Origin of the sequence: Paraflavisolibacter caeni, from assembly GCF_025628885.1 — a bacterium.
Lineage (GTDB): Bacteria > Bacteroidota > Bacteroidia > Chitinophagales > Chitinophagaceae > Flavisolibacter > Flavisolibacter caeni.
Genome location: NZ_JAOTIF010000008.1, coordinates 163,852 through 189,727 on the forward strand (window position 1 = coordinate 163,852; position 25,876 = coordinate 189,727).

Below are 25,876 nucleotides of genomic sequence, written 5' to 3' on the forward strand. Positions count from 1 at the left end.
GAGAAAAAATATCTTCAGGTTACTGCAAACAACTTTGCCAGCCATATCGAAACCGGCAAAAGCAATAAGATCAGCAACGCATAATAAATGGTTCCAAAAGCTGCAGCCCATGCTGCATTCATCACAATTAGTGCAATCACACCCGCTTTTACCGCTTTACCGATCAGGGGTCCTTTAGGTTCACGAATAGCTTTCTGCAACGGCGGAAAGATCATGAGTGCTAACAATAGCAGGAAGCAAACCACATACCAGAGGTTGTTGTTGGTAAAAGCTACTGCCAGGATGCTGGCAATCACAATGCCGTATAAGGCTACGGCTCCATACAACGTACTCCTGCTGCTTCCATGCACCTCCCCCCTGCTGATCATCGTAATGGCCGCAATATACACGATAGGAACCAGGCTGATATACCAGTATTGGGATAATACCTCCGGCAAAATGCTCATGCCCAACAACAGATTCAACCCTCTGCACAATCCCATATTCAAAGGACCCAACACCGCATAATGTTTGCCCCACTTGTCGTACACAATCGCTGCAACTGCAATCGCCACAGCGATCAAACCTGATACGGAAAATAAACCTTCCGGATGGATCATGGCCGCAGCAGCAATGCCCATAATGATCAATAAAGAGGCAAAGAAAGCCGCCGCGCCTTTAGAGATCAACCCGCTGGGTATGGGTCGCTCAGGCCGCTCCACCTTGTCCAGCTCCGCATCGAATACATCATTGAAAACCACACCGCCTCCATACAGACCAACGGTGGCAATGATCAACAATGCCGCCGGTTGGAATGAATTGATATGTCCGTCCATGGTATTGAAATACCCGGCAATGGCAATTCCGGCCATAATATCAGAAACAGCCGTAATCACGTTTGCCAACCGCATCAAGCGGAGAAATCCTACTAATTTTTGCATCCTCGATCTTATCGGATAATCATTGAACTTTTATCTACTCTTGGTTGCTGGCCGCCCCTCAGCACCGTATTGCCTGCAAACTTCTGCGTCTGGTCTATCTCTTTCACGGCGGCAAAATCAGCCTCATTGATCTGCCCGCTCTGCCCGAATGCGGTGATGGCATTCTGATAGGTAACCAGGCGGATGTCTCCATAGTTGATGCCTTTCTCTATCATGAGCGCTGCGGTCTTGGGTACAGCCAAAGGATCTGAAATGCCCCAGTCAGCGGCAGAATTGATCATGATGCGTTCCGAACCGTATTGCTTCACAATCTCCACCATACGCTCATTCCCCATCTTGGTAAATGGATAGATGGTAAAGGCAGCCCAGAATCCACGGTCCAATACTTCCTTTACGGTTTCTTCATTGTTATGATCCACGATCACCATGTGAGGATCGAGACCGTGTTCCAAAGCAATGTCCATACTGCGGGTAGTACCCCTTTTCTTATCCCGGTGCGGTGTATGGATCTGCACTGGCAGACCAGCTTCTTTGGCCAGCTCCAACTGCAAACGGTAATATTTTTCTTCGGCCGCGGTCTGGTCATCAAAACCAATTTCGCCAATCCCTACTACGCCTTCCTTGTAAATAAAAAGTGGCAGGATCTCCATCACCTGCTCGGCCAAAGGCTCGTTATTGGCTTCGCGGGAGTTCAGGCCAATGGTGCAATAGTGTTTGATTCCAAACTGCGAAGAACGGAAACGCTCCCAGCCCACCAGGCTGCTATAATAATCGCGGAAAGTATCGATACCGGTACGGGGCTGCCCCAACCAGAAGGCGGGTTCAATAATGGCTACCACACCGGCATCCGCCATAGCCTGGTAATCATCCGTGGTACGGGAAGTCATATGCACATGCGGATCAAAGAACTGCATGCCTTTAACACTCTCAATGGAAAAAGTTTCACGTTTTCCAGCTGCCAATCCCTCTTCATTGAAATTATGGCTACAACACATCGTTTATTTATAATTTAAGGTGACTAAATTAATGATTACTGGCTCATTACAGCTTACTGCTTATTCATCCATCATTTCTCCTCCATCATCCCCCACCACTCCTCTTTTATCCTTCTTACGCCCCATCCATTTCTCATTCACTCGATTCCCTCCCACGTCAACACTCCTCCCTCAATCGCCGCTTTCTCCTCCGGGTGCTGCTCCAGCAACTCTTTGGCAAGCAAAAAGTCGCTGTCATGGCATGCCAGCAACGCCGCCTTCTGCTCTGTTTCATCTGCAGAACCTGCCACACGTTTGATATCATTGAAATTATCTTCATTGATGAACTTTCCCACGCAACGCCACAACTGGGGGTGTATTGGCCTGTGAGCGGCCCACCGCTCGTGCGCATAATCCGTTAAGATCTTGGCCAGCTCCTGATTCGCCCTTTGATCCAACCCATAGATCTGGCGAATAGGCTTCTCTGTAAAAAAAGCCTTCATCACCAGCTGGTTCCAGGCTGCATCACTCAAATATTCGGATGGATATGGATTATTGCAGATAATGGCCAACAGAACATCCCCGATATTACTCCTGATCCCTTCAGAACAGCGTGCTTTCCATAATTCAGGGTACGCCAAAACAGGCAATGCAGAATACAGGGCCACCAGCTCATTCATTTCCGCAGCCAGGAACAGGTTCTCAATCATACGGAAATAACGGTCCTGGTCAGAGGTATCCAGCTGGAGGACCAGCCAAACCCTGGCCAGCCGGTCAATCGTCCACCCTTTGATAGAAAAACCTTTCCTGGTGGACTGTATATTTTGATTTTGTTCTTCTGTAAGTTGAATCACCGCCTTACCGGTTTTCCTTGGTATAAGCACAAAAGCAGTATTGAACTGGCCAACACTTGCAGTAGTACCGGCTTTCTCCTGCAACCAATCCCATACACCAGGTTGTACGTTTTGCACAATCACTGCTGATAGAAGCCCTTTCAATCTTTCTGCATCATAGCCATATGCTGTAGGTACTTGATTTTCAAGAAACGCACTATACATAGCGAATATTTATACGGTTTAAAAAAGTGGAAGCTAAAACTTTAGCCTGCTCTCCAGGCTATCATAGGATTTCGATCAATTTCAGGGAAATTGGAAATTAAGGACGTGTTTGTTAAAGTTAGATATTTATAATCAATGATCAAACAAAACAAACTTTTTTATAATAAGTATAAATATTCATATATCACATGGCAACACATTACTTCTTTCTATAATAATATTTAACGGGAAAGAACGACCGATAAAATAAAATACACCCATCACATTTTCAGGTCAACTGCGCCTAAGCGTTAATATTGAGAATTCTACCCATTGATTTATCTATATATTTGCACCTGCTTCACTCCATTCGGACCCTCTGCTAACATCATCCTTGCTCTTTACAATTGTTGGATAAAACGGTAGTCATAACCCTGAAAATAACACCAGATGAAGTCACATTTTTCAACTCTTGTAGTATCGTTTTGTTATTTACAAATCGGCTATTCCCAATCGTCTGAAGCCGACTCCACATTAATTGTTAATTATAATAATAACTTACCTACCATTAATTATCATCTGACAGCAAGGCCATGGAAACCATTAAACATTTCAAGAACTGCTTACTTAGACAGGGTGGAGGGTATTGTCCGTAAGTGTGTTACTTTTCAAAATTCCAGTGGCGCCATTATTGACCCTTATGCTAATCGTGAAGTCCAATATGCTACTCCTTACTTTGCCAATGCTGTAGCCACTTTGCTGTCCGCAGGCAGAGCTAAAGACTTACTGAATGCAGGAGTAGCTGCTATGAATAAAGCAACCATCGACGTTGCAGAAGGAGCCTCATCAATCCCGGACAATCATGGAGAATTCTTCCTGGCACCGCTGGCGAGTGCCATCCCGCTCTATACACCTTTTGTCTCCGCCACACAAGTACAAACCTGGAAAAGTCGTATGGCGAAACCGATACAGGATATACTACGCGGAAGCACCAACAACTGGAGAACCTATGCCATGAAAGGTGAATGGTACCGCGCGCAGAATGGATATGTCAATAAAACCAATGCCATCTCCTGGCTTGAAAGTAGCTGGATCAATACACAAAAAAGCAGGTTCACAAATAATACCTGGAATTTTTATCATGATAAAACCAGTGACCCGGATACATGGCCTTATGAATCGGTTGCCAGGAGTAATTTATTGGACATGATTGCGGATGGTTATTATGGCGCATCCAAAAATGAAATGCTGACGCTGCTAAAAAGGGGCACTCAATCCAGTTTGCTGCTGCAAGACCCTTCAGGGCAAGGGGTGGCAGGAGGCCGTAGTGGCAATCACACGTGGAATGATATATTATTGGCCAACGGTTATGAGATCATGGCGGAATTAGCCAACCTGGAAGGCAACACCAGGCTGGCAGGCCAGTATCGCCATGCTGCTGCTCTTGCATTTAATAGTGTACAAAGATGGAGAAGATCTGATGGAACTTACTATGTAACCAAAAACCATTTTTCTCCTGCAAGCAGAATAGGATATGCCAGCTATAGTTATTTCACTAACTATAATGGCAATATGATGTACCATATGGCTGAAAATTACTTAAGGCATAAGACCAACATTTCAGAACAACCTACCCCAAATGAAATAGGAGGATACACGATTGCAAGTGATAACTCATTTGCAACGGCCGTAGCTAATGCAGGTGGCATGCACATGGAAGTTTGTTTAAGAGGTTCAACTGCCATTACAAATGACCGTTATTGGACTACATTAGGCGTAGTCCGTTTTGCCAGGCCCGGCTGGGATTCACGTTTGGGCCCTTCCGATGGTATAAGAGAAACATCCAGTAATCAGGGAGTATCCTTTGCGCCTACTTTCCTGGAAAACGGAACATGGATCCGGCTAGCCAGTGTGCCGGATCGCTACGAAGCTTTTTTCTCCACCCAATTCGTGCATCCATTACTGGTCCGCTGTCGCGTGGAGTATAAACCAAAAGCTGGCAAAACAGGCCCAACCTTTAACAATGACTTTACCATTACACCGGATGGCATTCTCTCTATTCTTACTTCCTCCACTACCAGCTTTGGTAATACATGGCCCTTGTTGACATATGATGGTGCCACTACACTGATTACTAGCATCACATCTTTTGTAGCAAGTACATCTTTCAGCAGCACCTCAGATCAACAGAATTTTATTGCCCTGCATTCATCACCTACCATTTCAACTACAGATCAAACCAGAAGGAGCTCTTATGGAGACCTGCGCCCTGTAAGAATGGTCTCTGGCACTACCAGCAATGTAACTTTTATTTATCCCCGTAATGCCTCAGATCCGACTGCAGAAACTGTACGGAAAAGCTTTGTCAGGTCAGGCAATGATTTCACTTCTGTATTAGGCAAAGTAATAGGAAATATGTATATAGGAAGAACCTCTGCAGGAGGGGAGGGAACGAGTATTGACATTAATAATGACGCAATACCGGAAGCTACTTTTAGCACCAATACGGGATTTATAATTCAGTTGAATATGGGAGAAATTACCAACGTGGAAACAGACACAGATGTAACCGCAGTGATTTATGGACGCACCATATCCCTTCAACCCTATACACCGGTAAGTATTACCAGTCCGCAAAGAGTGACGATTACCGCTGTATTGGCAAGCAGTGCCCAGGATAGCAATGTTGCTGCAAATACTTTGGATAGTAACTATCTCACACGCTGGTCAGCTTATGGAAACAATCAGTGGATCAGGTATTATTTTACAGATTTAGTCACCCTTAATAATGTGAAAATAGCATGGTACAGGGGTGATGAGCGAAGTCACTCTTTTAATCTGCAAGTGTCTCAGGACAGTATCCATTGGACAACAGTTTACAGTGGACAAAGTAGCGGCAAAACCACAACATTTGAAAGCTATACCATTGCACCAGTCAGCACCCGGTATATACGCATTGTATGTCATGGCAATAGTTCAAATCTTTGGAATGCCATTACGGAAGTTGAATTCATAAAAGTAACAGACCCGGCCTCCCAACAATTACCAGTTGAGGCAATAACGGTCACAAACGAACCCATCATCTTCTCCCCCTTCCTGCCTGCCCGATAGCAATCTCAACAGCACCAGCTTGTAAGCGCATCAGCACCAGTTGATAAGATGCTATAGAGCATGGATTGTCTTCTAAATGTATCTACCTTAGAGGAACAGTTCTCCTTATACCGTTCCCTAAAAAAGCAGTACACGACACCAGCCCCCTTTCTGCTCCCTGTGGATGGGCCGTACTGCCTGTGAAGCAATCCTTCATACTAAACAACTAATCATGAAAAAACAACTATTGCTGTTGTTGAGCACAGCTTGTATCGGCATTACGGAACTATGTGCCCAAAACTGGGTGAATGGTGGCAATACCCTTACTGCAAATGGATCTATCGGCACCAACTCCAGTCATTCCCTTCTCTTTGAAACCAGTGGTGTTGAACGGGGCCGCATCACCAATGGCGGCAACTGGGCCATTGGTTCCACCGGCACCACCTCCAGATTCACCGTCAATAGTGCTTCAGGTGTCAGTCCTTTCAGAGCCCAGGTCAATGGTTCTACTAAATTGATAGTAAATAGCAATGGCAGTACATCCATTGGCAGTACTACAGCAGGCCCAACCAATGGATTGTACGTAGCCGGCACTGTAGGCATCGGTACCGCAATGACTGGCGCATCTCTGAATATCCTAAATCCAGGCTCGTCTGCAGGCATTAGAGTTACTAACAACTTTACTGGGAATTCGGATCGTTTCGGTATTATAGCCAGCTCAGTGAACAATCCTGGCTATGGATATGGTATTCAAGCAACGGGTGGCGATGTAGGAGTATTTGCTACTGCAGAAGCAGGTAGTTATAGCGGAAGTGCTTATGGAGTAAGTGCTGCAGCTTATGGTACTACCGGAGGTCGTTATGGCATTTATGGCACTGCCTCTGGTGGTTCATTTAACGCTGCAGGATACTTCAACGGAGCTGTCTGGGCAACCTCTTACAATTATATTGTGTCCGATAGAAAATTCAAACAAGACATTGTTCCTTTAGAACATACCCTCCAACAACTAATGAAACTCAAACCTGCCACCTATTTGTTTAATAAAGAAGCTTACAAAAGCATGCAACTGCCCACAGGAAAGCAGATTGGCCTGATCGCCGATGAAGTCAAAGAGGTATTCCCTGAACTAGTACAACAGGCAGTACATCCCGCCGAATTGGACAAGGACACAAGGAAAGAACTAAGCCCTGAAATAAAATACGAAGGCATCAACTACCAGGGACTCATCCCAGTCCTGGTCGCTTCTGTACAGGAACTTAAAACACTAAATGATGAACATCAGCAACAAATAGAACAACAGCAACAGCAGATCAATGATTTGAAAGAAACAGTAGACAGGCTATTGAACACACTAAACCTAAATGGAAATAATCTCACCACTGCCTTTCTAAAAGCCAGCATTCCCAATCCTGCACAGGGCACAGCATTGATTCAATATTATGTTCCCCAGAATAGCCGCACCGCCAACATTGTCTTTACTGATATGAAAGGAGCTATCATCAAAAGCATCACCATCAGCAATAAAGGGGATGGCCAACTCAATGTAAACACGGCTGCATGGACCGCAGGAACATACACCTATACCCTTTACATCAATGGCACTCAAACAGACAGCAAGAAACTGGTCATCGCCAGGTAATATGATTATAAAAGAGGTGGCCGAAACTTCAGCCACCTCTTTACTCCTCAGAAAACAAACCTTTATTTAATAACGATCATTTTTCCCGTTTGTATATAGGTCTTCTGCCTGGTAGTCAGCAGAGCACGATAGTAATACACTCCTTTAGTTAGGTCTTTAGCATCAGGTGGAACGGTTGCATTATTGAGCCACAACGAATTTCCCCGTCAGCGTATTCGTATTCTGCCCCGTACTCAACAACGCCCGGTAATAATACACCCCCTTGCCAAGATCCGCAGCACTCAGGTCTGTACGATACATGCCCGCCTTCCGTTTCCCCTGCACCACCGTAGCCACTTCCTTACCCGACATATTATACACCTTGATAGAAACCGTTCCGGCCGAAGGCAATTCATACTTCATTTGGGCACTAGTGCTGAATGGATTCGGTGATACGGAAACCCGGAAACCACCCACCTCCTGCTCCCCCAATGAAGCTCCCGCTGCATCTTCTGTTTTATTGCTCAGGAAAGTTGAAGCGTTACAATTGCCCAATTGGTCGCCATGCTTCAGGTGAGCAGCCACAGCACTCTTTGCAACACACAGCGTCTTTCCTTTATGACATACCAATACTTTGTCGCCTTTTGGCCCACAACTGAAATCGGAGGCAGAAGTCTGCCCGTATTTGATAGTGACAATGTCAGTACTGCCATCACTAACAGCACTGTACCCGGTAACATACACATTGCCATTCCCATCAACACCAATGCATTTTGTCCCATCATTCAATTTCTGTGATCCATTAAACTTTTTCACCCATCGCTCATTACCATTGGCATCATACTTAACAGTGGCATAATCATAATCAAACGGACCAGCGCCCACCTGGGTAGTTCCCGTCACATACACATTGCCATAGATATCAACACAAAGCGAAGCGGCATTATCAGCACCATTCTCCTGCCCATTATATTTTTTTGCCCATACCGCATTACCATTTGCATCGTATTTGATCGTAAGAAAATCATCACCACTTCCCTTACTCCTGCTGGTACCAGCTACATAAACATTTCCTGAAGCATCAACAGCAAGCGAAACGGGTATATCCATAGAATTGTCTATCCCATCAAACTTCCAAATCGAAAGCTGGTGACCATTACGATCATATTTGATCGTCACAAAGTCATAATCAGTATCACTGCCTATACTATAACCAGTTACATACTCATTCCCAAAGGCATCTGTAACAATAACAAGTCCGGCATCAAAAGAATCTGAAGAACCACTGAAACTCTTCACCCAGGCCTCCTTACCATTTACATCGTATTTAATGGTTACAAAGTCCAATGCTCCGTTCAGGGAACTGTTGCCTGTCACATAAACATTTTCCAAAGCATCTACAGCCATGGAACTTGCCCTGTCCATATCATTACCCGGTCCATTGTAACTTTTAACCCATAACTGGTTGCCATTGTGATCATACTTGATGGTAACAATGTCATAATTATTTTCAATGCTCCAGCTCATGCCCGAAACATACACATTCCCCGACCCGTCTACCGCTAAGGAGGTTGCTTCATCCCACTGATTCGCCGGCCCATTATATCTTTTTACCCATTGTTCATTGCCTGCAGCATCAAACTTGATGGTGGCATAATCCATGTCAGATTCGCCTCCACTACCTAAGCTAACTCCTGTAACGTATAAATTGCCCTGAAGATCCAGGGCAATAAAAGATGGATTGTCATAACCATTCCCCGGTCCATTATATCTCCTTACCCATAGCTCCTTTCCTGTCGCATTATATTTGATTATGACATAGTCCTCAAGTGTCTTACCTCCATTGCTTAGGCCAGCTACATACACATTCCCCGCGGCATCCACTGCCATAGAAGAGGCCCCGTCACCACTATTGCCCGGCCCGTTGTATTTCTTTGCCCACTGTTCCTTAACCTGCGCAAAACATAAAAACGAAATCAGGCATAGAAAAAGCAGGAGTAATGCCTTCTGATAAGATAAATAAGTTCCCATGACCCAGGTTTTAGGCTGACAATAAAAGAGAAAGATTCCTCATAGACTAGGAAATAACATTCGTCAGGGAAGTAAGACCCTACTAATTTAATTAATTTTTTATTACACCTATTAGATCAGGTGCGTCATTATCATTTGATTATCATCATTTTCCCCGTCTGCATAAACGTCTTCTGCCCGGTGGTCAACAATGCCCGGTAATAATACACGCCCCTGGCAACTCCGGCAGCATTCAGGTCTGAACTGTAGACACCTGCTTTCCGTTCTCCCTGCACCACCATAGCCACTTCTCTGCCTACAACATCATAAACCTTGATGGAAATAGTTCCACCAGCTGGCAACTCATATTGCAGACGTGCACTACTATTGAATGGATTCGGTGCTACCACAATCCGGAAGCGCTCACCCACTTCTTCCGGCATCTGCAATGCCCCACCACCTTCTGTAATACTGTTCAAACCAGGAGCAGCATTGCAACCACCCAACTGGTCTCCATGCTTCAGGTGTGCTTCAACAGCACTTTGCGCAATACACAATGTCTTTCCTTTATGGCACACCATCACCTTATCCCCATTTTGACCGCAACTAATATCGGTAACAGAACTCTGTGTGTATTTAATAGTGGCATAATCAGTAGGGCCTGTCCCAACGCCGTTGCTCGATCCAAAAACATACACATTTTCTGAAGCGTCTACAACCAATGAATGCGCTTGTTCAAAAGCATTCCCCGGACCATTATATCTTTTGACCCATACTTCATTGCCGCCGGCATCGTACTTCACAGTAGCAAAGTCCAGATCACCTCCACTGCCGTTACTATATCCAAAAACATACACATTTCCATTGGCAGATACATCAAGGGCACTCGCTACATTGATTCTACTCCCCAAGTTATTGTACCTCCTCACCCATACCTCATTCCCCAAAGCGTCGTATTTGACAGTGGTAAAATCACTGGTACCATTACTGTTAATACTCTGTCCTGTCACATATGCATTTCCCATGCCATCTACATCCAGCGCATTGGGGGCATCATAACTGTTGCCTGTTCCATTATATCTTTTGACCCACAATTCAGTGCCATCAGTTCCATACTTGATCGTAGCATAGTCAAAATCAGATCCATGCCCATCACTAATGCCAGTAACATAAACATCTCCCTTGGCATCTACAGCCACTTCAAACGCCTGGTCCATAATACTCCCTGTGCCATGATACCTTTTGACCCATACCTCATTTCCTGCTGCATCATACTTGATCGTGGCATAGTCCAAAAAGGTCCCATCACCATAACCATACCCGGTTACATAAACATTTCCGGAGCCATCCACAGCCAGGAATGTTGCCGCGTCAAGATCACTTACAGGTCCGTTGTATCTTTTTACCCACACTTCATTACCTGCTGCATCGTATTTAATAGTAGCATAATCATAATTGGTTCCAAAACCCGGACTCCATCCTGTTACATACACGTTGCCATTGACGTCTACCGCCAGCGAATTCGCAACATCGTCTGCATTTCCCGGTCCGTTATACCTCCTAACCCACACTTCATTGCCCTGGGCATCATACTTGACCGTAGCATAGTCCGAACTGGTGCCAATGCCAATACTTGAACCCGTAACATAAACATTGCCTGCAGCATCTGTTACAAGCGCATTGGCGGCATCCGTACTATTGCCGGGACCATCATATCTTTTGATCCATACTACATTTCCCGCTGCATCATATTTGATCGTAGCATAGTCAACACTGGTTCCAACACCTTCGCTGGCGCCGGTTACATAAACATGCCCCGAAACATCAACAGCCAGGGAATGCGACCGGGCAAGGTCACTACCATTCGCCGGACCATTATACCTGGCCACCCATTGCTCTGTAACCTGTGAAAAGCCTAAAGTAGAAAGATGAAACAAAGACACTAGAAGCAAGCACTTCTTCAGGAGTAGATTGTCTTTCATATTGCAAGCATTTAAGTGAAATAGCAAGCGAAGAAATCTTCACAGATCTGGAGCTACTTTCAAAAGGGGAAGGAAAGAGATACTAAATTACACCAACTTCCTGATACAACATCCATGGACACTTGCCATTCTGGGCCTGTTCTCGGTTTTAGGTCGGCTGGCGCTTGTATTCACTTTAATGGCTTCATTGACGGTCCGTTGACAAAGACACATTCCATCCGCGAGCCGCCTCAATACAACTTCACCTGACCATTCAGCTGCTCCTCTTCCAGGTCCAGCGCCAGCAGGTATTTTTTGATCACATCATCCGAAACCGCCGCACGCTTATTGGTTCTTTGCAACAGTTCCCGCTGCGTCTCTATAATATCCTTACGCATCACTTCAAAAGCAGCACGTTCACTATTGTTATTGTCGCTTTCACTTTCGGCAATCATAACATCGCTGTTTTCCAACAGGTGAAGACTGTTTCGCAGCCGGTCGTAATAAGCCTGCATCAAAGCATTCTGAGCCAACTGGTCATTGTACCGGCGCTCGATCTTCTGCAACGCACACCGGGCCAGGCCCCTCTGCAACCGCAGGTCCTGTTCGTTTTCCGGCAATTTATAGTCTGGATCCTTGAGATCCGCCATCCGGATCACCAGGGGCAGTGTCAGCCCTTGCAATACCAACGTCACCAGGATCACTGAAAACGTAATGAACAAAATAAGGTTCCGCTGCGGGAACGGCTCCCCATTGGCCATGTAAACCGGTATGGACAAAGCAGCCGCCAACGACACCACACCACGCATGCCGGCCCATCCTAATACCAGTGGCGCCCTGTAACCTGGACTGGCATCAGCGGTTTTGATAAAGCGGCTGACAAACTGGGTAAAGATCGGTGTGCCCAGGGCAATCAACAGCCGCGACCCGATGAGGACAGCCGCAACAATCAGGCTGTATTTGATGGCAGCCCACAAACTGATATTGCCCAATTGATGCACAATAGTGGGCAGCTGCAGCCCAATCAACATGAACACCAGCCCATTCAAAACAAAGCCGATGATCGACCACACACTGATGCCCCGTATCCGGCTCATGGGGCTCAGGATGGTTTGCCGCTGCTGCGCCAGGAAAAGACCTCCGGTAACCACGGCAAGCACACCGGAAAACTGAAAATGCTCCGCAGCAATGTACATGATGTAAGGAGAAACAAACGTCAACACAAAATCTACATTCGGCGTTGTCGGCATCCAGCGGTGAATGGCATAAAACACCAGCGCAACGGCAAGTCCGATCAATGCACCCATCACAATCACCAGCAAAAAATTGGTGGCAGCAGCCTGGAACGAAAACGTACCGGTGACAACAGCAGCCAAAGCATACCGGAACACCACAATACTCGATGCATCATTCAGCAAACTCTCACCTTCAATAACAGCCGAAATCCGTTTGGGCACGTCCAGGTCCCGCATGATAGAAGTAGCCGACACAGCATCCGGTGGCGACACAATGCCACCCAGCAAAAAGCCGAGAGCCAGTGTAAACCCGGGAATAAGACTGCTCGTCACAAAGGCCACAACACTGGCCGTAAGGATCACGATAAAAAATGCATAGCTAAATATGATACGCCGCCACTTCCAGAAATCCTTCCAGGAAGTTTGCCAGGCAGCTTCATACAAAATAGGAGGTAGTATGATGAGGAAAATAAGCTCCGGCTTAATTTCTATTACCCCTACAGACGGCACCAGGCTCAACAGCAATCCACCCAGCACCAGCACAATGGGATAAGATATCTTTAATCGTTGTGCCACCATCACCAAAAAACAAATGATGAGCAACAAAACAATATAAGTGATGAAAAAGAAATCCATAGGTATGTACAAGCAATAATACTACCAACCTCTACCTTATATGCTTTGCCTGGCAATAAAATGTTTCTACCTTAGAGGAACATATCTCCTATACCGCTCCCACCTAAGGATGTATCGCTTTTATACGCTACCCTCTGCAACTATATCAATTCACGCTGAAAGACCATATAGCCCATAAAGTAATTCTTCACTTTAAAAGCACTTGCCATGAGAAACACCTTACTATTCTTTCTGTTAAGTACTACCGTTGCCACTATGAACCCAAAGGCTCAAAGCTGGGTCAACGGAGGCAATACTCTTTCTGCCAATGGAACCATCGGTACCAACTCCAGTCATTCCCTTCTATTTGAAACCAGTGGTGTTGAACGCGGCCGCATCACCAATGGCGGTAACTGGGCCATCGGTTCCACCGGCACCCCTTCCAAATTCACCGTCAACAGTGCTTCAGGCGTCAGTCCTTTCAGGGCACAGATTGCAGGCGGCACCAAACTCATAGTCAATGGCAATGGCAGTACATCCATTGGCAGCTTTACTGCAGGCCCGGCCAATGGTTTGTATGTAGTTGGAAGTGTAGGCATTGGTACAGCCACACCATTCAGAACATTCGAACTTGCAGGAGATCAAAGATTGACATCTTCAACTTCACCTCGTTACCTGGAATTTCTCAAACCTGGCGCCTCAGCTCCGGACTATAGATTGGAACATTCCAGCGCCGGCAGTTATCTTTATATAAGTGCTTCCACAAATGATTTCGCCAGCTTTTGCGATATCGCGCGTTTCAGCAACTGTTCGGATACTTATAAATTCACGGTTTATGGTAATGCCTTAGCCAGTGGGGGTGTCTGGCAAGCCTCTGACCTTAAGCTGAAAAATAACATTGCTGACATGTCCAATGCCATGGACATCATCAATAAACTGAAACCCAGGACATACTTCTTTAAAACCAATGAGTACAACAAGCTTAATTTGTCTGGCAAAAAGCAATATGGTTTTATCGCACAGGAACTCGAACAAGTAATCCCTGAATTAGTAATCACATCAACCGAAGAGACCAGGGACAGCAGCAATGGCGAACGCAATGCAGAAGAAATAAAATCAATCAACTATACAGCGATCATCCCTTTACTGGTGAAAGCCGTGCAGGAGCAACAACAAGTGATTAATGAACTGAAGAATGAACTACTGGAATTGAAACAGGCAATGACCAAACTTTCTAATGGACAAAGCACAAATGCTGATGTAACCAGCGCACAACAGCATCATCACTAATGCATTGTAAACAATTTTTATACAGATCCATTATCCTTCCAATATCTGCAGATACCTGTTGAACGACCGGTCAACAATATCCTTTGCACCCTCATGGATATTCATGAATTCAAATGCTCCATACAAACGGTCAAACACTAATGGCTTCACCTGCTCCACCAGGTGTTCAATAGCACTTTTGCTCAAAGGGATCATATTGGGATAACTGTACATCGCGCTCACTTGCTTCCGGTCCCTGGACACATAAATGGTATCACCAGTAAGCAGGGTACCTGCTCCATTAGGGATATGCAGAACAACACTGCCTGGAAAATGACCAGCTGTATGAACAATCCGGACGCCATCCCATAAGGTGAGCTCAGCACCTTCCCACAGTTGTATATGCGGGTCATGATCCATTACCCACTCCCCATCATTGGCATGCAGGTACACGGGACAGTCAAATACCCCGGCCCACTCCACCATCAATCCGTAATAATGCGGATGCGAAATGACAATGGCCTTCAATCCGCCAAGAGCATTGATATAAGCCACAGTTTCTGCGTTGATATAAGGAAGGCAATCCCACAAAATGTTTCCCGATGAAGCAATCACCAGGTGCGCCCTTTGACCAATCGCAAAGGATGGCATCATGCGCAGGTCATACAGGTTATCATGCAGTTTACTGAAGCGGATCGCATAAACCTTAGCAAGCTGCTCATAACTGGTCCACTGTTGTCCCTGGTCACCAATGTATTGCCGGTCATCATTACAAACAGGGCAGGCATCAGTACTGCTTTTAGCAGTGGCATAACGGGTACCACAGGTAACGCAGATATTGTTTTGGTTGCTATGGGAAATATGTAATTCAAGCTTCATATTCGTTGGTCTTATGTGATCCTGAAATTAATCACTACAGTTCAATTGTATACACATCTAACCTCTACCTTTGCATTTCCTTCAATAAGTCAAACACAATGGTGCGCTCTTTGCTCTTAACCTTGTAACATGAAAAAATTATTAGCAATCCTCGTGCTCCTATGCACCCAATCCACCTGGGCCCAAAATACCCTGATAACCAAAGTAACCTCCTCCGATACCCATCAACCCTTAGCAGGCGCTACCATAAGTGTCCCGCAACTGAAAATAACCAAAGCAGCCAACGCCAATGGCGTAGCCACCATCAACAACCTGCCCGCAGGCAATTATCAAACCCGTCTATCTTATGTAGGCTTCCAGGACACCTCCTTCTCCCTCTCACTGCCCTATAGCGATACCCTCTTCATCGAACTGCAACCTGCCGTTAAGGAAGAAGAACAGGTGATCATCAATTCCACCCGCACCAACAACCGAATTGCAGACCTCCCCCTGCGCGTGGAAGTCCTCGGCACGGAAGAACTGGCGGAAGAATCTGGCATCAAGCCTGGCAATATGGCAAGCCTCCTGGGCGACCTGTCCGTCATCCACATACAAAACACTTCCTCTGTTACCGGTAGTAGCATTGTAAGACTCCAGGGCCTTGATGGAAGGTATACCCAACTCCTGAGAGACGGCCTGCCTGTTTATGAAGGGCTCAATACCAACTTCGGTATCCTCTCCATTCCGCCCCTTGACCTGAAACAGGTGGAGATCATAAAGGGTTCTGCATCTACCTTGTACGGCGGCGGTGCCATAGCGGGATTGATCAACTTCATTTCCAAAACACCCAAACAACAACCGGAACTAACGGCCCTGCTAAATCGCTCAACGCTAAAGGAAAACAATGCAAACTTATACTACGCGCAAAGGTGGAAGAAGACCGGTCTCACCCTCTTTGCCGGCACCACCATCCAGGATGCCAATGATGTCAACGATGACGGCTTTAGCGACGTGCCCAGGCTCAGGCAATACAACCTGCACCCTAAATTCTTTATCTATCCCACCGACCGGCAAACGCTGACCATAGGCTACAATGGCACTATAGAAGACAGGAAGGGCGGCGATATGTACGTGTTGGAACATGAAAAAACCAACGAACACCAATATACAGAAACGGCAAAGAGTAACCGCCACAGTATGGACCTGCAATACAACAACCGGTTCTCCAACAACGGCAATTTGGTGATCAAAAGCGCAGGCAGCCTGTTCAACCTGGACAATACGGAGCCTGATTTCTCTTTACACGGGCAGCAGTTCAATACCTACACTGAAGCCTCCTACAACCAGAAGATCGGCTCCAACGACCTGGTGGCAGGTATCAATTACCTCACAGAAAGCTTTACAAAGAAAAAGGAGGACACATCACAGTTCGTTGATTATAACTACAACACCATCGGTGTATTTGTACAGGACGATTGGCACATCACCGACAAATTCATAGCCGAAGGCGGCATTCGGGCCGATTACCACAGCGAGTGGGGCTGGTTTGCCCTCCCCCGTATTGCCTTTGCCTACAAACCTATTCACGAACTATCCATCCGCCTGAGTGCCGGCGCTGGTTATAAGGTCCCCAATGTCTTTACCCAGCAAAGCGAACAGGTTGATCTAAGCGAAATGAATCCCTCAGTGAACAACCTGGAAGCAGAAAGGAGCAAGGGTATCAACTGCGACATTAACTACCACACAAAGTGGAACGACTGGGAGTTCACCATCAACCAGGCGCTCTATTATACCCACATCGGCAACACCGTTTTACCGGTCCTGCAATCCAATGGCAAGTATAGCCTCACCAACCAGCCCTTTAATTCAAAGAGCACTGGTACCGACACCTATGTCCTGCTGGCCTATGGCGCTCTCGAACTCTATGCAGGCTACAACCATACCATTGCCCGCTACACCAACGACAAAAACAACTACATCCTGTTTGCTCCCCAGGACAAGTTCGGTTCTACCCTCGCCTACGAAATAGACGGCAAATGGCGCATGGGTCTCGAATCCGCATGGGTAGGCAACCAGTACATCGAGCCCACTAAAAAAGCCCCCGACTATTGGTTCTGGGCCGCCATGATCCAAAGAAACCTGGGGAAACACCTGAGCCTCGTACTCAACGGTGAAAACCTCTTCGATGAAAGACAAGGAAAGAATGAACCCTTATATGCCGGAAACATAACCAATCCCGATTTTCTTCCCATCTGGGGCCTTATTGAAGGCCGGGTCATCAACCTATCAGTGAAATGGACAAACTTCATCCACTAATAAGCAAACGTATGTTTAGCGGTCTTTCCAATAACCTTGGTAGAAGCGGCATCAACAGCCCCGCTGACCACGCCGCCGATAAGTGGAACTGCTTTGCTAAGATTGATCAGGCCTTCACTACCAAACTTTGACAATAAACGAAAACCCACTTTTTCATTGATCTGCGCAATGGTGTTGCTGCTAATCTTTTGGATCGCACTTTCAGTAATTTGTCGTCCAACTCGAATGCCAACACTTTTAAGAAGATCAGTTGCGGCGCTCCCCGTTAGGCAGATATAAGCAAGCGATTGCACCTGGTCGCTTTTGGGATTATACCCCCTCATAATGGCAATAGCAGCCACCATTCTCAGTTGCATAAAAAGAACACTCGAAATATTTGCCGGGATAGCAATAGGCAACGTAAGCATGCCTCCAATCCCCGTGATAAATCCGGCCGTAGCACACTTTGTCGTTTGCCATTGAATAAGGCTGTCAATGGCCTTTTCCCGATCACTATTCATTTTCTGGTAATCTCCTGCCAGCATGGACGCCGATTCAACCAATCCAGCTCCATTGATTGCCTTTTCATAAGCCCAGTCAAGAACTTTCATGATAATACCAGGATTCTTTACTTCACTCATACAACGGTTTCATTTTTGATACGGTTACTAAATCACATCATGAAAAGCTGAAAGCTTCTTTAAAGTTCTAACAACTTTCTGAAATACGTACTTCCAATATCATGCAACTTTCAGAAGCATAGGTCAGAAGATGACATCATTATCTGTTGAATATCGTTATCATACACACCCCCGGTCCGCCTGAGGCGGAGAGCATCAGCGCACAGGGCCCTGGGTATGGAGGGACTTGGGAATGAGGAATGGTGAATTGGAGGAAAGAGAGAAGGGGGTAGAATGAGGAATAAAGGGAAGTGTACAATGAGGGGGTTCAAAACTTGGAAGGTGGGGGTTGGTTTTGTACCTTTAGGCCCAGCTCCACTGACTCCGTTCAGGGCTTTTTGGGCGTTCTGCCTGTAGGTTGTTTTCCCCTTATTTATGAGCATTTGCTCAATTCAGATCGAAGCATAGTCGAAAGATGGTCGAAGGATAGTCGAAGGATGATCGAAGGATGGTCGAAGTAGCCTAGGCTTAGGTACGGCTTAAGTATAGCTAAAGTACGGCTGATGTACGGAGTAGACAGGGAGTAAGTATCCATTCAGCATGGAGTAAGTAGAGGGAATGGAGGAATGCTGTTGGAATACTTTAGCCCTACTTTAAGTATACTGTATGTATACTGAATCTACGAATGATAGAGGTGAATTCACACATTATACACACCCCTTGCACACCTTATAAATTTATTATATTTTACAATCACTTTACCCTCTCATTTTCCCCTCCCCTATTTAAACAAACCCAAACAAAGGAATAACCTTAAACACCACATTATGAGCATGAAGCCAGATGCTGATAAACTTGTTACCGGGAAGTTCAGATATACCCTATTTCAAAAAGTAAGTGATACAACAATTACAATAAGAGGCCTATGGTTGCTAATACTCTTCGACTTACTGGCCATCTTCGCCTTCCTATTCGTAGACCAAGGCACTGATGTTCTATTATCCATAGCTGAAGATGCAGCCAACCAATTCAGGATAATCCCCCTGTTTTGGTTATTGGTAACACTATTCTTCTGGAGCATTGCAGCAGAATTCTGTTCACGGTTTATTATTTACCTATCAGACAACTCAGGCAGATCTCTTGCAAAGGTTCGTGTAGACTATCGAAAGCATCTTCAAAAGGTCATCGCCCGTGTTTCCCTGTTTTTTCCTCTTGTATTAATGATCCTGGCCTTTTGTAAGGCCTGGTTTTCTAACCACAAGGATTTTTATACACCTTCCATCAACCTGGCTTTTGGATTGATCATTCTTCTTTTATGCTTCTTGGGATTACTCTTATACTGGTTGTATGTAGGAAATGGCATAGTGAAAGCGGCTCAAAAATACCAAAGCCTTCAATGGCTGGCCATTAGCCCCAGGGAGGATCAATGGGTAAGAAAACTATACGGCATTTTAAATGACGTACGAGTGGATATCCCGGATATATACACCAATATGGAGGGTTCTGCATACAACGGGCCCGACTTGCCTCGTGAAACAACATTACCCAATGGCATGACTTTACCAAAGGAATTCCTGGCTTATAATAACAACCCGCGCCAGGATAACAATTTATACATCTGGATGTTTAAAATACCCAGGTCTTTCTATAAATGCTTGTTCAGACAACTGTTCGTATTATCTGTTCTGGCATTTCTATTCATCATCACATTTGCCTTCATTGTAGAAGTCAAAGCATACATGCTGTTTGGTGCTACAGCCATGATTTGCCTGGCCTTTGCTTGCTGGCAGATCATATATACAGGCCTTCATTACCTGGACAAAGTCCAGTCCAAATTCCCCTTTCGTTTCTTTCTGATGGTGATGTTTCTGATCACAACCTTTTTCAATAAAGATCACCAGGTAAGAATATTAAATGAAGCTGCCGTTGATAAAAGACCCCAGCTCACCCAACACTTTGATGACTGGTTTCACTACCTGCAGGCAGACACACTTCGGAGAAATATAGCAGACAGGACTTACCGCGATGGTCTGAAAAAAGACACTGTGCCCGTAGTTTTTATTGCCGCAGAAGGAGGAGCCCTGCGCACTGGCGCATTTACCGCCATGATCCTGGCCAAGCTCGCTGACCAATACCCTTCATTCAGTAAATACATCTACTGTTACAGCGGTGTATCGGGCGGAACTCTCGGAACCAACTTCTTCAATGCTGTTTACTTGAACCGCAAAATCAATAGCGACACAGTAAGTTTTGCATCGGCAACAGAAACATTCTTCAAAACAGACTTTCTGGCAGCTGTAACCGGGAAGCTGGTCTTTGGCGAGATCATCAACTACTTTATACCTTTTCACATCAACCGGCTGGACAGGGCCATTGCGCTGGAAGAAGCTTGGGAAGATGGCTGGCACCAAATAGACAAGGAGAAAAACGTATTGGCAGGATCGTTTAATCAAACTGTAAATAATAGGTTACCAGCAGTTTTTATCAATACAACAGAAGTAGAAACCGGACTTCAATGCATCTGGAGCAACACCATCATCGATAGCTTACCTTTAAGCAAACAAAGAGATGTATCGAGACGGGTAAAAACAGACATCGCTTATAGCACAGCGATCAACCTGAGTACGCGCTTTCCTTTGATTTCACCGGGTGCAGCCATCTATGACAAACAGAATAGGATAAGAAGACATTTTATTGATGGCGGCTATTATGAAAACACAGGTGCTGAAACTTTGTTGGAAGTAATGAAAGCCTTGAAACTAAATAATAAACCCATTAAACCTTATGTCCTTCAGTTCAACTTTGGAGATGACGACACAACCATTAAAAGCAAAAGTGTAAAAGCATTCAGTGAAGTGATGGAAGTAGTGGGAGGCATTTACAATACACGTTCAGGCCGATCAAATGTGGCTCAGTACTATTTACAACAATACGTAAAGGAACTGAATGGAGCGTTTATCAGCCTGTACCTTCCTTTAAATACCAGGAAATTCCCGATGAACTGGATATTGAGTAATACAGCCGTAACCAGGTTGAACAAGGCTTTAGAACAAATGGTAATAAAGAATCCTAGTGATACATCAGATTTAAAAGACAAAAGAGAACTGCGCAAATTGTTTGTTTACCGGCAGTAAAAAAAAGTGCCCCGCTAGGAATAGCAGGGCTTCACCCTTAACCATACGAAACCAAGTCGTTTATAAAGAAGCTTTTTGCAAAGCCTTTGTGTTTGATTTGATGATGTAAAACTAATTCAGACATCCGGCTATTTTACCTCACTTTCGACAAATACCCATCTTTTATCGGCAAAACAAGCATAACAATCTGCCACCCCCGCCCTGTCCTGATGAGAAACAATTTTATCAGGATAGTACAGCAACTACCTTCTTCCCTGTCCGGACAAAACTCCCTATTGAATAGTAATGAATATCACTTATTACTCAATTAGATATGAGATGCCTTTGATATTGAATGTAGCCAACTTCCGTTAATCAAAATTAATGGGAGATATCTTATTGACCCAGTCAAGAGATCTTTTTGCAAAGCGAGGAGCAGTCAGTCGCCACCCGATGAACACCTGAAAATAGGAGTATTGTTTGATCAGCCTGGAAATATCTTCAATTTTATGTCCATAACTTCTGTTCCGGGATTCGAAACCGGCAAAAAACCTCTTTGAATGATAGCTGATCGATGTTTGTAAACTATAACCTGTCGTGAATTTTGTTCCTTTTGATAATACTACTTTGTTAGAATCATCAATAGAAACAGATTTAAAAAAATCCACTCCGAAGCTGGGACCAACTACCAGGCTTGCAGAAAATTTTGGCGAGATAACAAGAGTACCCGCCACCGGAAGCAATACATTAAGATCCGTACTGTATGTACTTTCGTTTTGTACCCCGGTATTTTTTGAATCATCATGAAAATTAAATGTTGCAAATTGCAAAGAAGGTAATATGGTATAGGCCGATCGCCGCTGTACCTGAGTTCCTCCAGCAAGCGCAGCCGTAGAAAATTTTTGATTGGCATTATATCTTACCATTGTGCTGAAATTCTTAATGGTGAGATCCGGATAAACGAGATAAGGCGAATCAGGGAGACTGCCCCTGGAAAAATCAACACTGTTTTTTAAGTAAAAGCCCTTTACCGAACTAAGGTCAAAATTCAAATAGAACCTGTGAATACCGAACCCGGTTCTGAAGCTGAATTGTTCTGATGCTCCTTTTTGATCATTATCCTGGTCTGCATTTAGAAACTGCGGCGAAAAGCTCAGGCCGAGATCTAAATAACGGTAGCTGAAACCGAAAGACAAATTGTTAGTTTCATTTGGTGCAAGAACCAATTTGAAATCCTCGTTATAAACAAGAGTGTACTTCATCTGGTTGGCACTGATCCATGATTGCAAATGCAGTAAGGTATCTAACCTTATCATATAAATGGAGTCCTTCGTGTTTTTATGGCTATGCAGTGTACTATCCTTGTTCTGTTGACACAATAATGACTGCATGTTTATAAAAGATAAAAACACGAAAGCAACTAAGTAAAGCCGGACTCGCATCGAGGCAAATTTTTATTGAACAACCTAACAGTACTAATTTACGAACCAGGATGATCCAGTCAAGCAATATTTTTATGTGGATAAGGTATAATTATTACGTTATTCATTGATATAATACTGTATCCACGTTGGCCTTTCATCATTGACACTCTGAATACCAAATAAATAGCGGCTGATTTATACACCAGAATATCCCTTTCTAAAAACAGGTGTTTTCACCCTTGATACGGGGCATCTGTCACATGTAGTTTTACATCGTTGATACAAACAACAGTAATAATCAACGATTTTTTAATCCAGTATATCATGAAAAGATATACAGATAATTTATACCAATCATTTCACCGATAATAAGAAATATGTGTAGTAGAAACTTAATGTTAAAGCTATGTCCACAATAATATTTAAATGTCTTGACACTGCTAGTCATTACAATGCAACTTATAAACTCGCCCAGGAACTAATGAATAGAAACCATAGAGTGATATATTTAGGGCATCAAAGTTTCAAGGAAACAATCATCAGGCAAGGTTTCGAGTTTTATAATCATGCAAACTTTACTACACATGAAAAAGCTCCGGAAGGTAATTGGATAAAGAAATTGATTTTCAGGTATAAGATCAATCAACAGTACAAGAACTATTTTTTAAATGGCTCGCCTTTAGAAGCAGCAATTAGCAAGTTTAAACCTGACTTAATGATCTTGGACGTTTCATTAAGCGCACTATTTCCTATTCTTCTCGAAAAGAAAATTAAGTTCATGGTTTTCACTACCAAAGTGAGCCTAAATAAAGCGCCACTGGTCCCTCCTTTTACTTCTTCCTTCATACCGAAAAACAATATATGGAGTAGAATACAAGTAGCATTATTATGGCAAGGTCGTTTGCTCAAAAACCAATATGCAAAACTAATTGACAGGATAAAGTTCTTTGGAGCATCCAACTTCGAACTGACAAAGAAATACCTCCAAAGAAATAATTACGCTCCGAAAGAAATCATCAATCAAAACCGCGTTACACATTTTGGAATAAAAATAGCGCCGGAGATCATACTTTCCCTGCAGGAGTTTGACTTTCCCAGGGAAATTGAGAATAATCAACTCTATATGTGTCCCTGTGTAAACCTATCCAGAAATGAACTACCAATGGACCATCATATTTCGGAAATTCTGTTGAAGTCTGAGAAGAATAGCTTTGAAAAAATTGTGTATTGTTCATTTGGAAGTTATGATTCAAAATATAAAATGACAAGAATCATGTTTCTGATTAAATTGTTAAACGTATTCTTGAAAAAAAGAAATTATCTCTTACTGGCATCTACGGGTAGAGATATCAATCCCGCCTGGTTCAACTTTAATGCACCCAATATATATCTATACCAAAACCTGTCTCAACTGGAAATACTTTCAAAATGTGATTTAATGATCAACCAGGGGGGCATGCAATCGATCCAGGAATGCATTTTAAAAGAAGTCCCTATGCTGGTGTATCCGTTAAACCCTGAACTTGATCAGGAAGGAAATGCAGCACGAGTCGTTTATCATGGTTTAGGTGTCAGGGGAAACATGATAAAAGATACGGAAGCGGAAATTGACAGTAAAATCGAAAAGGTATTGCAGGAGAGCACGTTCAAATCAAATATAAAAAACCTGAAGGCAAGATGCCTGGAGAATGATAGCTTTGAAAGAGGTCTGAATTTTATAGAAGCTTACATCACAAACCCAAACTCCGGTATTCATACGCCAAAACGGAATACCTGGATGCATAAACGATAAACAATCCTACAACTTAAAATAATTGCGTCAGATCAACGCATGGGAGCAATGTACTGTAAGCCCGCATTGGCGCACATGCTAAAGACGAGTACATCAATAATTAAACTTTTATTTATGTCAACAATTAATCTGAAACAAATTGAAGCATTCGCACAATTAGAAAAAACAACTACAGCTTTATCACTAACACAGATGGAAGAAACTTATGGTGGCGATGTTGATGCGCAATGCGTTACTGGAACAGCAGGATATGCAACTGCAGGTGCTATAGCAGGCGCTGCAGCAGGTGCTGAAGTCGCCCCGGCTTTTGGTGTTGCAGCGCCATTAGTAGTAGGAGTAGGAGCAGCAATCGGTTTTTTAGCTGGAGCAGCAGTTGGTGCTTCTGAAAGCGGTTGCTTTGAGCCTGAACCTCAACCTCAGCCTGTTTCCCAGGAGCCAGAAATTGATGGGTATTCGTGTTAGACTCGGCAATCACAGTAAAGCGATTGAAACATTCAATCAGGAGAACACAATAAGGCTTGGCCTTCATGGTGAAGCCTTATTGCTTACAAAACCAGGCTCCAATTAATTATCTATACCATTATTTACACCTGGTAATCACCCTCTGAAAACAGGTGTTTTCACCCTTGATTTGGGGCATCCGCCAAATGTAGTTTTACATCGTCGATTAAAAACAATGATCATGAAAAACGATAACAATCAACTCGAAATACTGCTGGTCACCAGCACCTCTTTAACCCGGCGGGAATTGTGTGAAAAAGAGACTTCAAAAGAAAGCGATAACTTATCTGCTGAAGAACAGTTGGTACAAGCTTGCTGGAATGGCTTGTTGAATGATCTTTTTCCAGAAATGATGCAACCGGCGAAACCGGGTAGAACATACTTTATCTGGCATATACGTCAAGCTCAATCATTATTGCAAATTCAATTGAGTGATTCCGGCTTGTTGACGGAAACAAAACACTCCATTGATCCTTGGCTCTTCTTGTCTGATGCATACAATAACTAGTCTTGCACAATTTTCTACTCTAGCGCCAACGCCCGT

At 44.3% G+C, this 25,876-nt stretch carries 17 protein-coding genes; 8 read left to right on the forward strand and 9 right to left on the reverse strand.

From position 1 onward, the window contains the following. Nucleotides 1-14 precede the first annotated feature (14 nt). The 3 genes from eboC to OCK74_RS12485 all read right to left on the reverse strand — a co-directional run bounded on the left by eboC (nt 15) and on the right by OCK74_RS12485 (nt 2,952). Nucleotides 15-920 (reverse strand): UbiA-like protein EboC, encoded by a 906-nt coding sequence (eboC, locus tag OCK74_RS12475; RefSeq protein WP_279297379.1) that lies wholly within the window; start codon nt 918-920, stop codon nt 15-17. A gap of 8 nt (nt 921-928) precedes the next feature. Continuing rightward, nucleotides 929-1,882, reverse strand: coding sequence for a TatD family hydrolase (locus OCK74_RS12480; protein WP_279297380.1), 954 nt, complete (start codon nt 1,880-1,882; stop codon nt 929-931). Nucleotides 1,883-2,052: 170 nt separating this feature from the next. Next, complete coding sequence (locus OCK74_RS12485; protein WP_279297381.1) at nt 2,053-2,952, reverse strand: EboA domain-containing protein; 900 nt, start codon at nt 2,950-2,952, stop codon at nt 2,053-2,055. 429 nt (nt 2,953-3,381) lie between these two features. On the opposite strand from OCK74_RS12485, the gene OCK74_RS12490 reads away from it, so the two are divergent. Together OCK74_RS12490 and OCK74_RS12495 are read left to right on the forward strand one after the other, a co-directional pair. Then, nucleotides 3,382-6,042: a discoidin domain-containing protein gene (locus OCK74_RS12490; protein WP_279297382.1), complete on the forward strand. Its 2,661-nt coding sequence runs from the start codon at nt 3,382-3,384 to the stop codon at nt 6,040-6,042. Nucleotides 6,043-6,253: 211 nt separating this feature from the next. After that, a complete protein-coding gene (locus tag OCK74_RS12495) occupies nt 6,254-7,660 on the forward strand; it encodes a tail fiber domain-containing protein (RefSeq protein WP_279297383.1) in 1,407 nt (468 codons plus the stop codon). Nucleotides 7,661-7,840: 180 nt separating this feature from the next. Here OCK74_RS12495 and OCK74_RS12500 read toward each other — a convergent pair whose 3' ends face one another. The 3 genes from OCK74_RS12500 to OCK74_RS12510 all read right to left on the reverse strand — a co-directional run bounded on the left by OCK74_RS12500 (nt 7,841) and on the right by OCK74_RS12510 (nt 13,481). After that, the gene (locus OCK74_RS12500) at nt 7,841-9,670 is read right to left on the reverse strand and encodes an SBBP repeat-containing protein (protein ID WP_279297384.1); all 1,830 of its coding nucleotides are present in this window, start codon (nt 9,668-9,670) and stop codon (nt 7,841-7,843) included. Between the two features lie 131 nt (nt 9,671-9,801). After that, nucleotides 9,802-11,631 (reverse strand): SBBP repeat-containing protein, encoded by a 1,830-nt coding sequence (locus OCK74_RS12505; protein ID WP_279297385.1) that lies wholly within the window; start codon nt 11,629-11,631, stop codon nt 9,802-9,804. Nucleotides 11,632-11,861: 230 nt separating this feature from the next. Then, nucleotides 11,862-13,481 (reverse strand): Na+/H+ antiporter, encoded by a 1,620-nt coding sequence (locus OCK74_RS12510; RefSeq protein ID WP_279297386.1) that lies wholly within the window; start codon nt 13,479-13,481, stop codon nt 11,862-11,864. A 207-nt stretch (nt 13,482-13,688) separates the two neighbouring features. On the opposite strand from OCK74_RS12510, the gene OCK74_RS12515 reads away from it, so the two are divergent. Beyond that, nucleotides 13,689-14,750 (forward strand): tail fiber domain-containing protein, encoded by a 1,062-nt coding sequence (locus tag OCK74_RS12515; RefSeq protein ID WP_279297387.1) that lies wholly within the window; start codon nt 13,689-13,691, stop codon nt 14,748-14,750. Between the two features lie 30 nt (nt 14,751-14,780). Here OCK74_RS12515 and OCK74_RS12520 read toward each other — a convergent pair whose 3' ends face one another. Then, nucleotides 14,781-15,608: an MBL fold metallo-hydrolase gene (locus tag OCK74_RS12520; RefSeq protein WP_279297388.1), complete on the reverse strand. Its 828-nt coding sequence runs from the start codon at nt 15,606-15,608 to the stop codon at nt 14,781-14,783. Between the two features lie 129 nt (nt 15,609-15,737). On the opposite strand from OCK74_RS12520, the gene OCK74_RS12525 reads away from it, so the two are divergent. Then, nucleotides 15,738-17,903: a TonB-dependent receptor gene (locus tag OCK74_RS12525; RefSeq protein ID WP_279297389.1), complete on the forward strand. Its 2,166-nt coding sequence runs from the start codon at nt 15,738-15,740 to the stop codon at nt 17,901-17,903. On the opposite strand, the gene OCK74_RS12530 is transcribed toward OCK74_RS12525, so the two are convergent. Next, nucleotides 17,900-18,523 (reverse strand): EcsC family protein, encoded by a 624-nt coding sequence (locus tag OCK74_RS12530; protein WP_279297390.1) that lies wholly within the window; start codon nt 18,521-18,523, stop codon nt 17,900-17,902. The two genes, OCK74_RS12525 and OCK74_RS12530, sit on opposite strands and share 4 nt — an antisense overlap. An 806-nt stretch (nt 18,524-19,329) precedes the next feature. On the opposite strand from OCK74_RS12530, the gene OCK74_RS12535 reads away from it, so the two are divergent. Further along, nucleotides 19,330-21,636, forward strand: coding sequence for a hypothetical protein (locus tag OCK74_RS12535; protein WP_279297391.1), 2,307 nt, complete (start codon nt 19,330-19,332; stop codon nt 21,634-21,636). A 350-nt stretch (nt 21,637-21,986) separates the two neighbouring features. Here the strand turns inward: OCK74_RS12535 and OCK74_RS12540 are convergent, their stop codons facing one another. After that, nucleotides 21,987-23,006 carry a DUF4421 family protein gene (locus OCK74_RS12540; RefSeq protein ID WP_279297392.1) on the reverse strand — a complete coding sequence of 340 codons (1,020 nt, stop codon included), beginning with the start codon at nt 23,004-23,006 and terminating at the stop codon, nt 21,987-21,989. 439 nt (nt 23,007-23,445) lie between these two features. On the opposite strand from OCK74_RS12540, the gene OCK74_RS12545 reads away from it, so the two are divergent. The 3 genes from OCK74_RS12545 (at nt 23,446) to OCK74_RS12555 (ending at nt 25,840) form a co-directional block, all read left to right on the forward strand. Continuing rightward, complete coding sequence (locus tag OCK74_RS12545) at nt 23,446-24,831, forward strand: glycosyltransferase (RefSeq protein ID WP_279297393.1); 1,386 nt, start codon at nt 23,446-23,448, stop codon at nt 24,829-24,831. Nucleotides 24,832-24,945: 114 nt separating this feature from the next. Beyond that, nucleotides 24,946-25,293: a hypothetical protein gene (locus OCK74_RS12550; RefSeq protein WP_279297394.1), complete on the forward strand. Its 348-nt coding sequence runs from the start codon at nt 24,946-24,948 to the stop codon at nt 25,291-25,293. A 220-nt stretch (nt 25,294-25,513) separates the two neighbouring features. Beyond that, nucleotides 25,514-25,840 carry a hypothetical protein gene (locus tag OCK74_RS12555; RefSeq protein WP_279297395.1) on the forward strand — a complete coding sequence of 109 codons (327 nt, stop codon included), beginning with the start codon at nt 25,514-25,516 and terminating at the stop codon, nt 25,838-25,840. The last annotated feature ends 36 nt before the right edge of the window (nt 25,841-25,876 follow it).

What these genes read in the sequence shown, in the direction of transcription:
- OCK74_RS12505 (WP_279297385.1), bottom strand. Translation starts at nt 11,631, where the DNA reads ATGAAAGACAATCTACTCCTGAAGAAGTGCTTGCTTCTAGTGTCTTTG.
- OCK74_RS12520 (WP_279297388.1), bottom strand. Translation starts at nt 15,608, where the DNA reads ATGAAGCTTGAATTACATATTTCCCATAGCAACCAAAACAATATCTGC.
- OCK74_RS12495 (WP_279297383.1), top strand. Translation starts at nt 6,254, where the DNA reads ATGAAAAAACAACTATTGCTGTTGTTGAGCACAGCTTGTATCGGCATT.
- OCK74_RS12545 (WP_279297393.1), top strand. Translation starts at nt 23,446, where the DNA reads ATGTCCACAATAATATTTAAATGTCTTGACACTGCTAGTCATTACAAT.
- OCK74_RS12530 (WP_279297390.1), bottom strand. Translation starts at nt 18,523, where the DNA reads ATGAGTGAAGTAAAGAATCCTGGTATTATCATGAAAGTTCTTGACTGG.
- OCK74_RS12490 (WP_279297382.1), top strand. Translation starts at nt 3,382, where the DNA reads ATGAAGTCACATTTTTCAACTCTTGTAGTATCGTTTTGTTATTTACAA.
- OCK74_RS12510 (WP_279297386.1), bottom strand. Translation starts at nt 13,481, where the DNA reads ATGGATTTCTTTTTCATCACTTATATTGTTTTGTTGCTCATCATTTGT.
- OCK74_RS12485 (WP_279297381.1), bottom strand. Translation starts at nt 2,952, where the DNA reads ATGTATAGTGCGTTTCTTGAAAATCAAGTACCTACAGCATATGGCTAT.
- OCK74_RS12550 (WP_279297394.1), top strand. Translation starts at nt 24,946, where the DNA reads ATGTCAACAATTAATCTGAAACAAATTGAAGCATTCGCACAATTAGAA.
- OCK74_RS12535 (WP_279297391.1), top strand. Translation starts at nt 19,330, where the DNA reads ATGAGCATGAAGCCAGATGCTGATAAACTTGTTACCGGGAAGTTCAGA.
- eboC (WP_279297379.1), bottom strand. Translation starts at nt 920, where the DNA reads ATGCAAAAATTAGTAGGATTTCTCCGCTTGATGCGGTTGGCAAACGTG.
- OCK74_RS12515 (WP_279297387.1), top strand. Translation starts at nt 13,689, where the DNA reads ATGAGAAACACCTTACTATTCTTTCTGTTAAGTACTACCGTTGCCACT.
- OCK74_RS12500 (WP_279297384.1), bottom strand. Translation starts at nt 9,670, where the DNA reads ATGGGAACTTATTTATCTTATCAGAAGGCATTACTCCTGCTTTTTCTA.
- OCK74_RS12525 (WP_279297389.1), top strand. Translation starts at nt 15,738, where the DNA reads ATGAAAAAATTATTAGCAATCCTCGTGCTCCTATGCACCCAATCCACC.
- OCK74_RS12555 (WP_279297395.1), top strand. Translation starts at nt 25,514, where the DNA reads ATGAAAAACGATAACAATCAACTCGAAATACTGCTGGTCACCAGCACC.
- OCK74_RS12540 (WP_279297392.1), bottom strand. Translation starts at nt 23,006, where the DNA reads ATGCAGTCATTATTGTGTCAACAGAACAAGGATAGTACACTGCATAGC.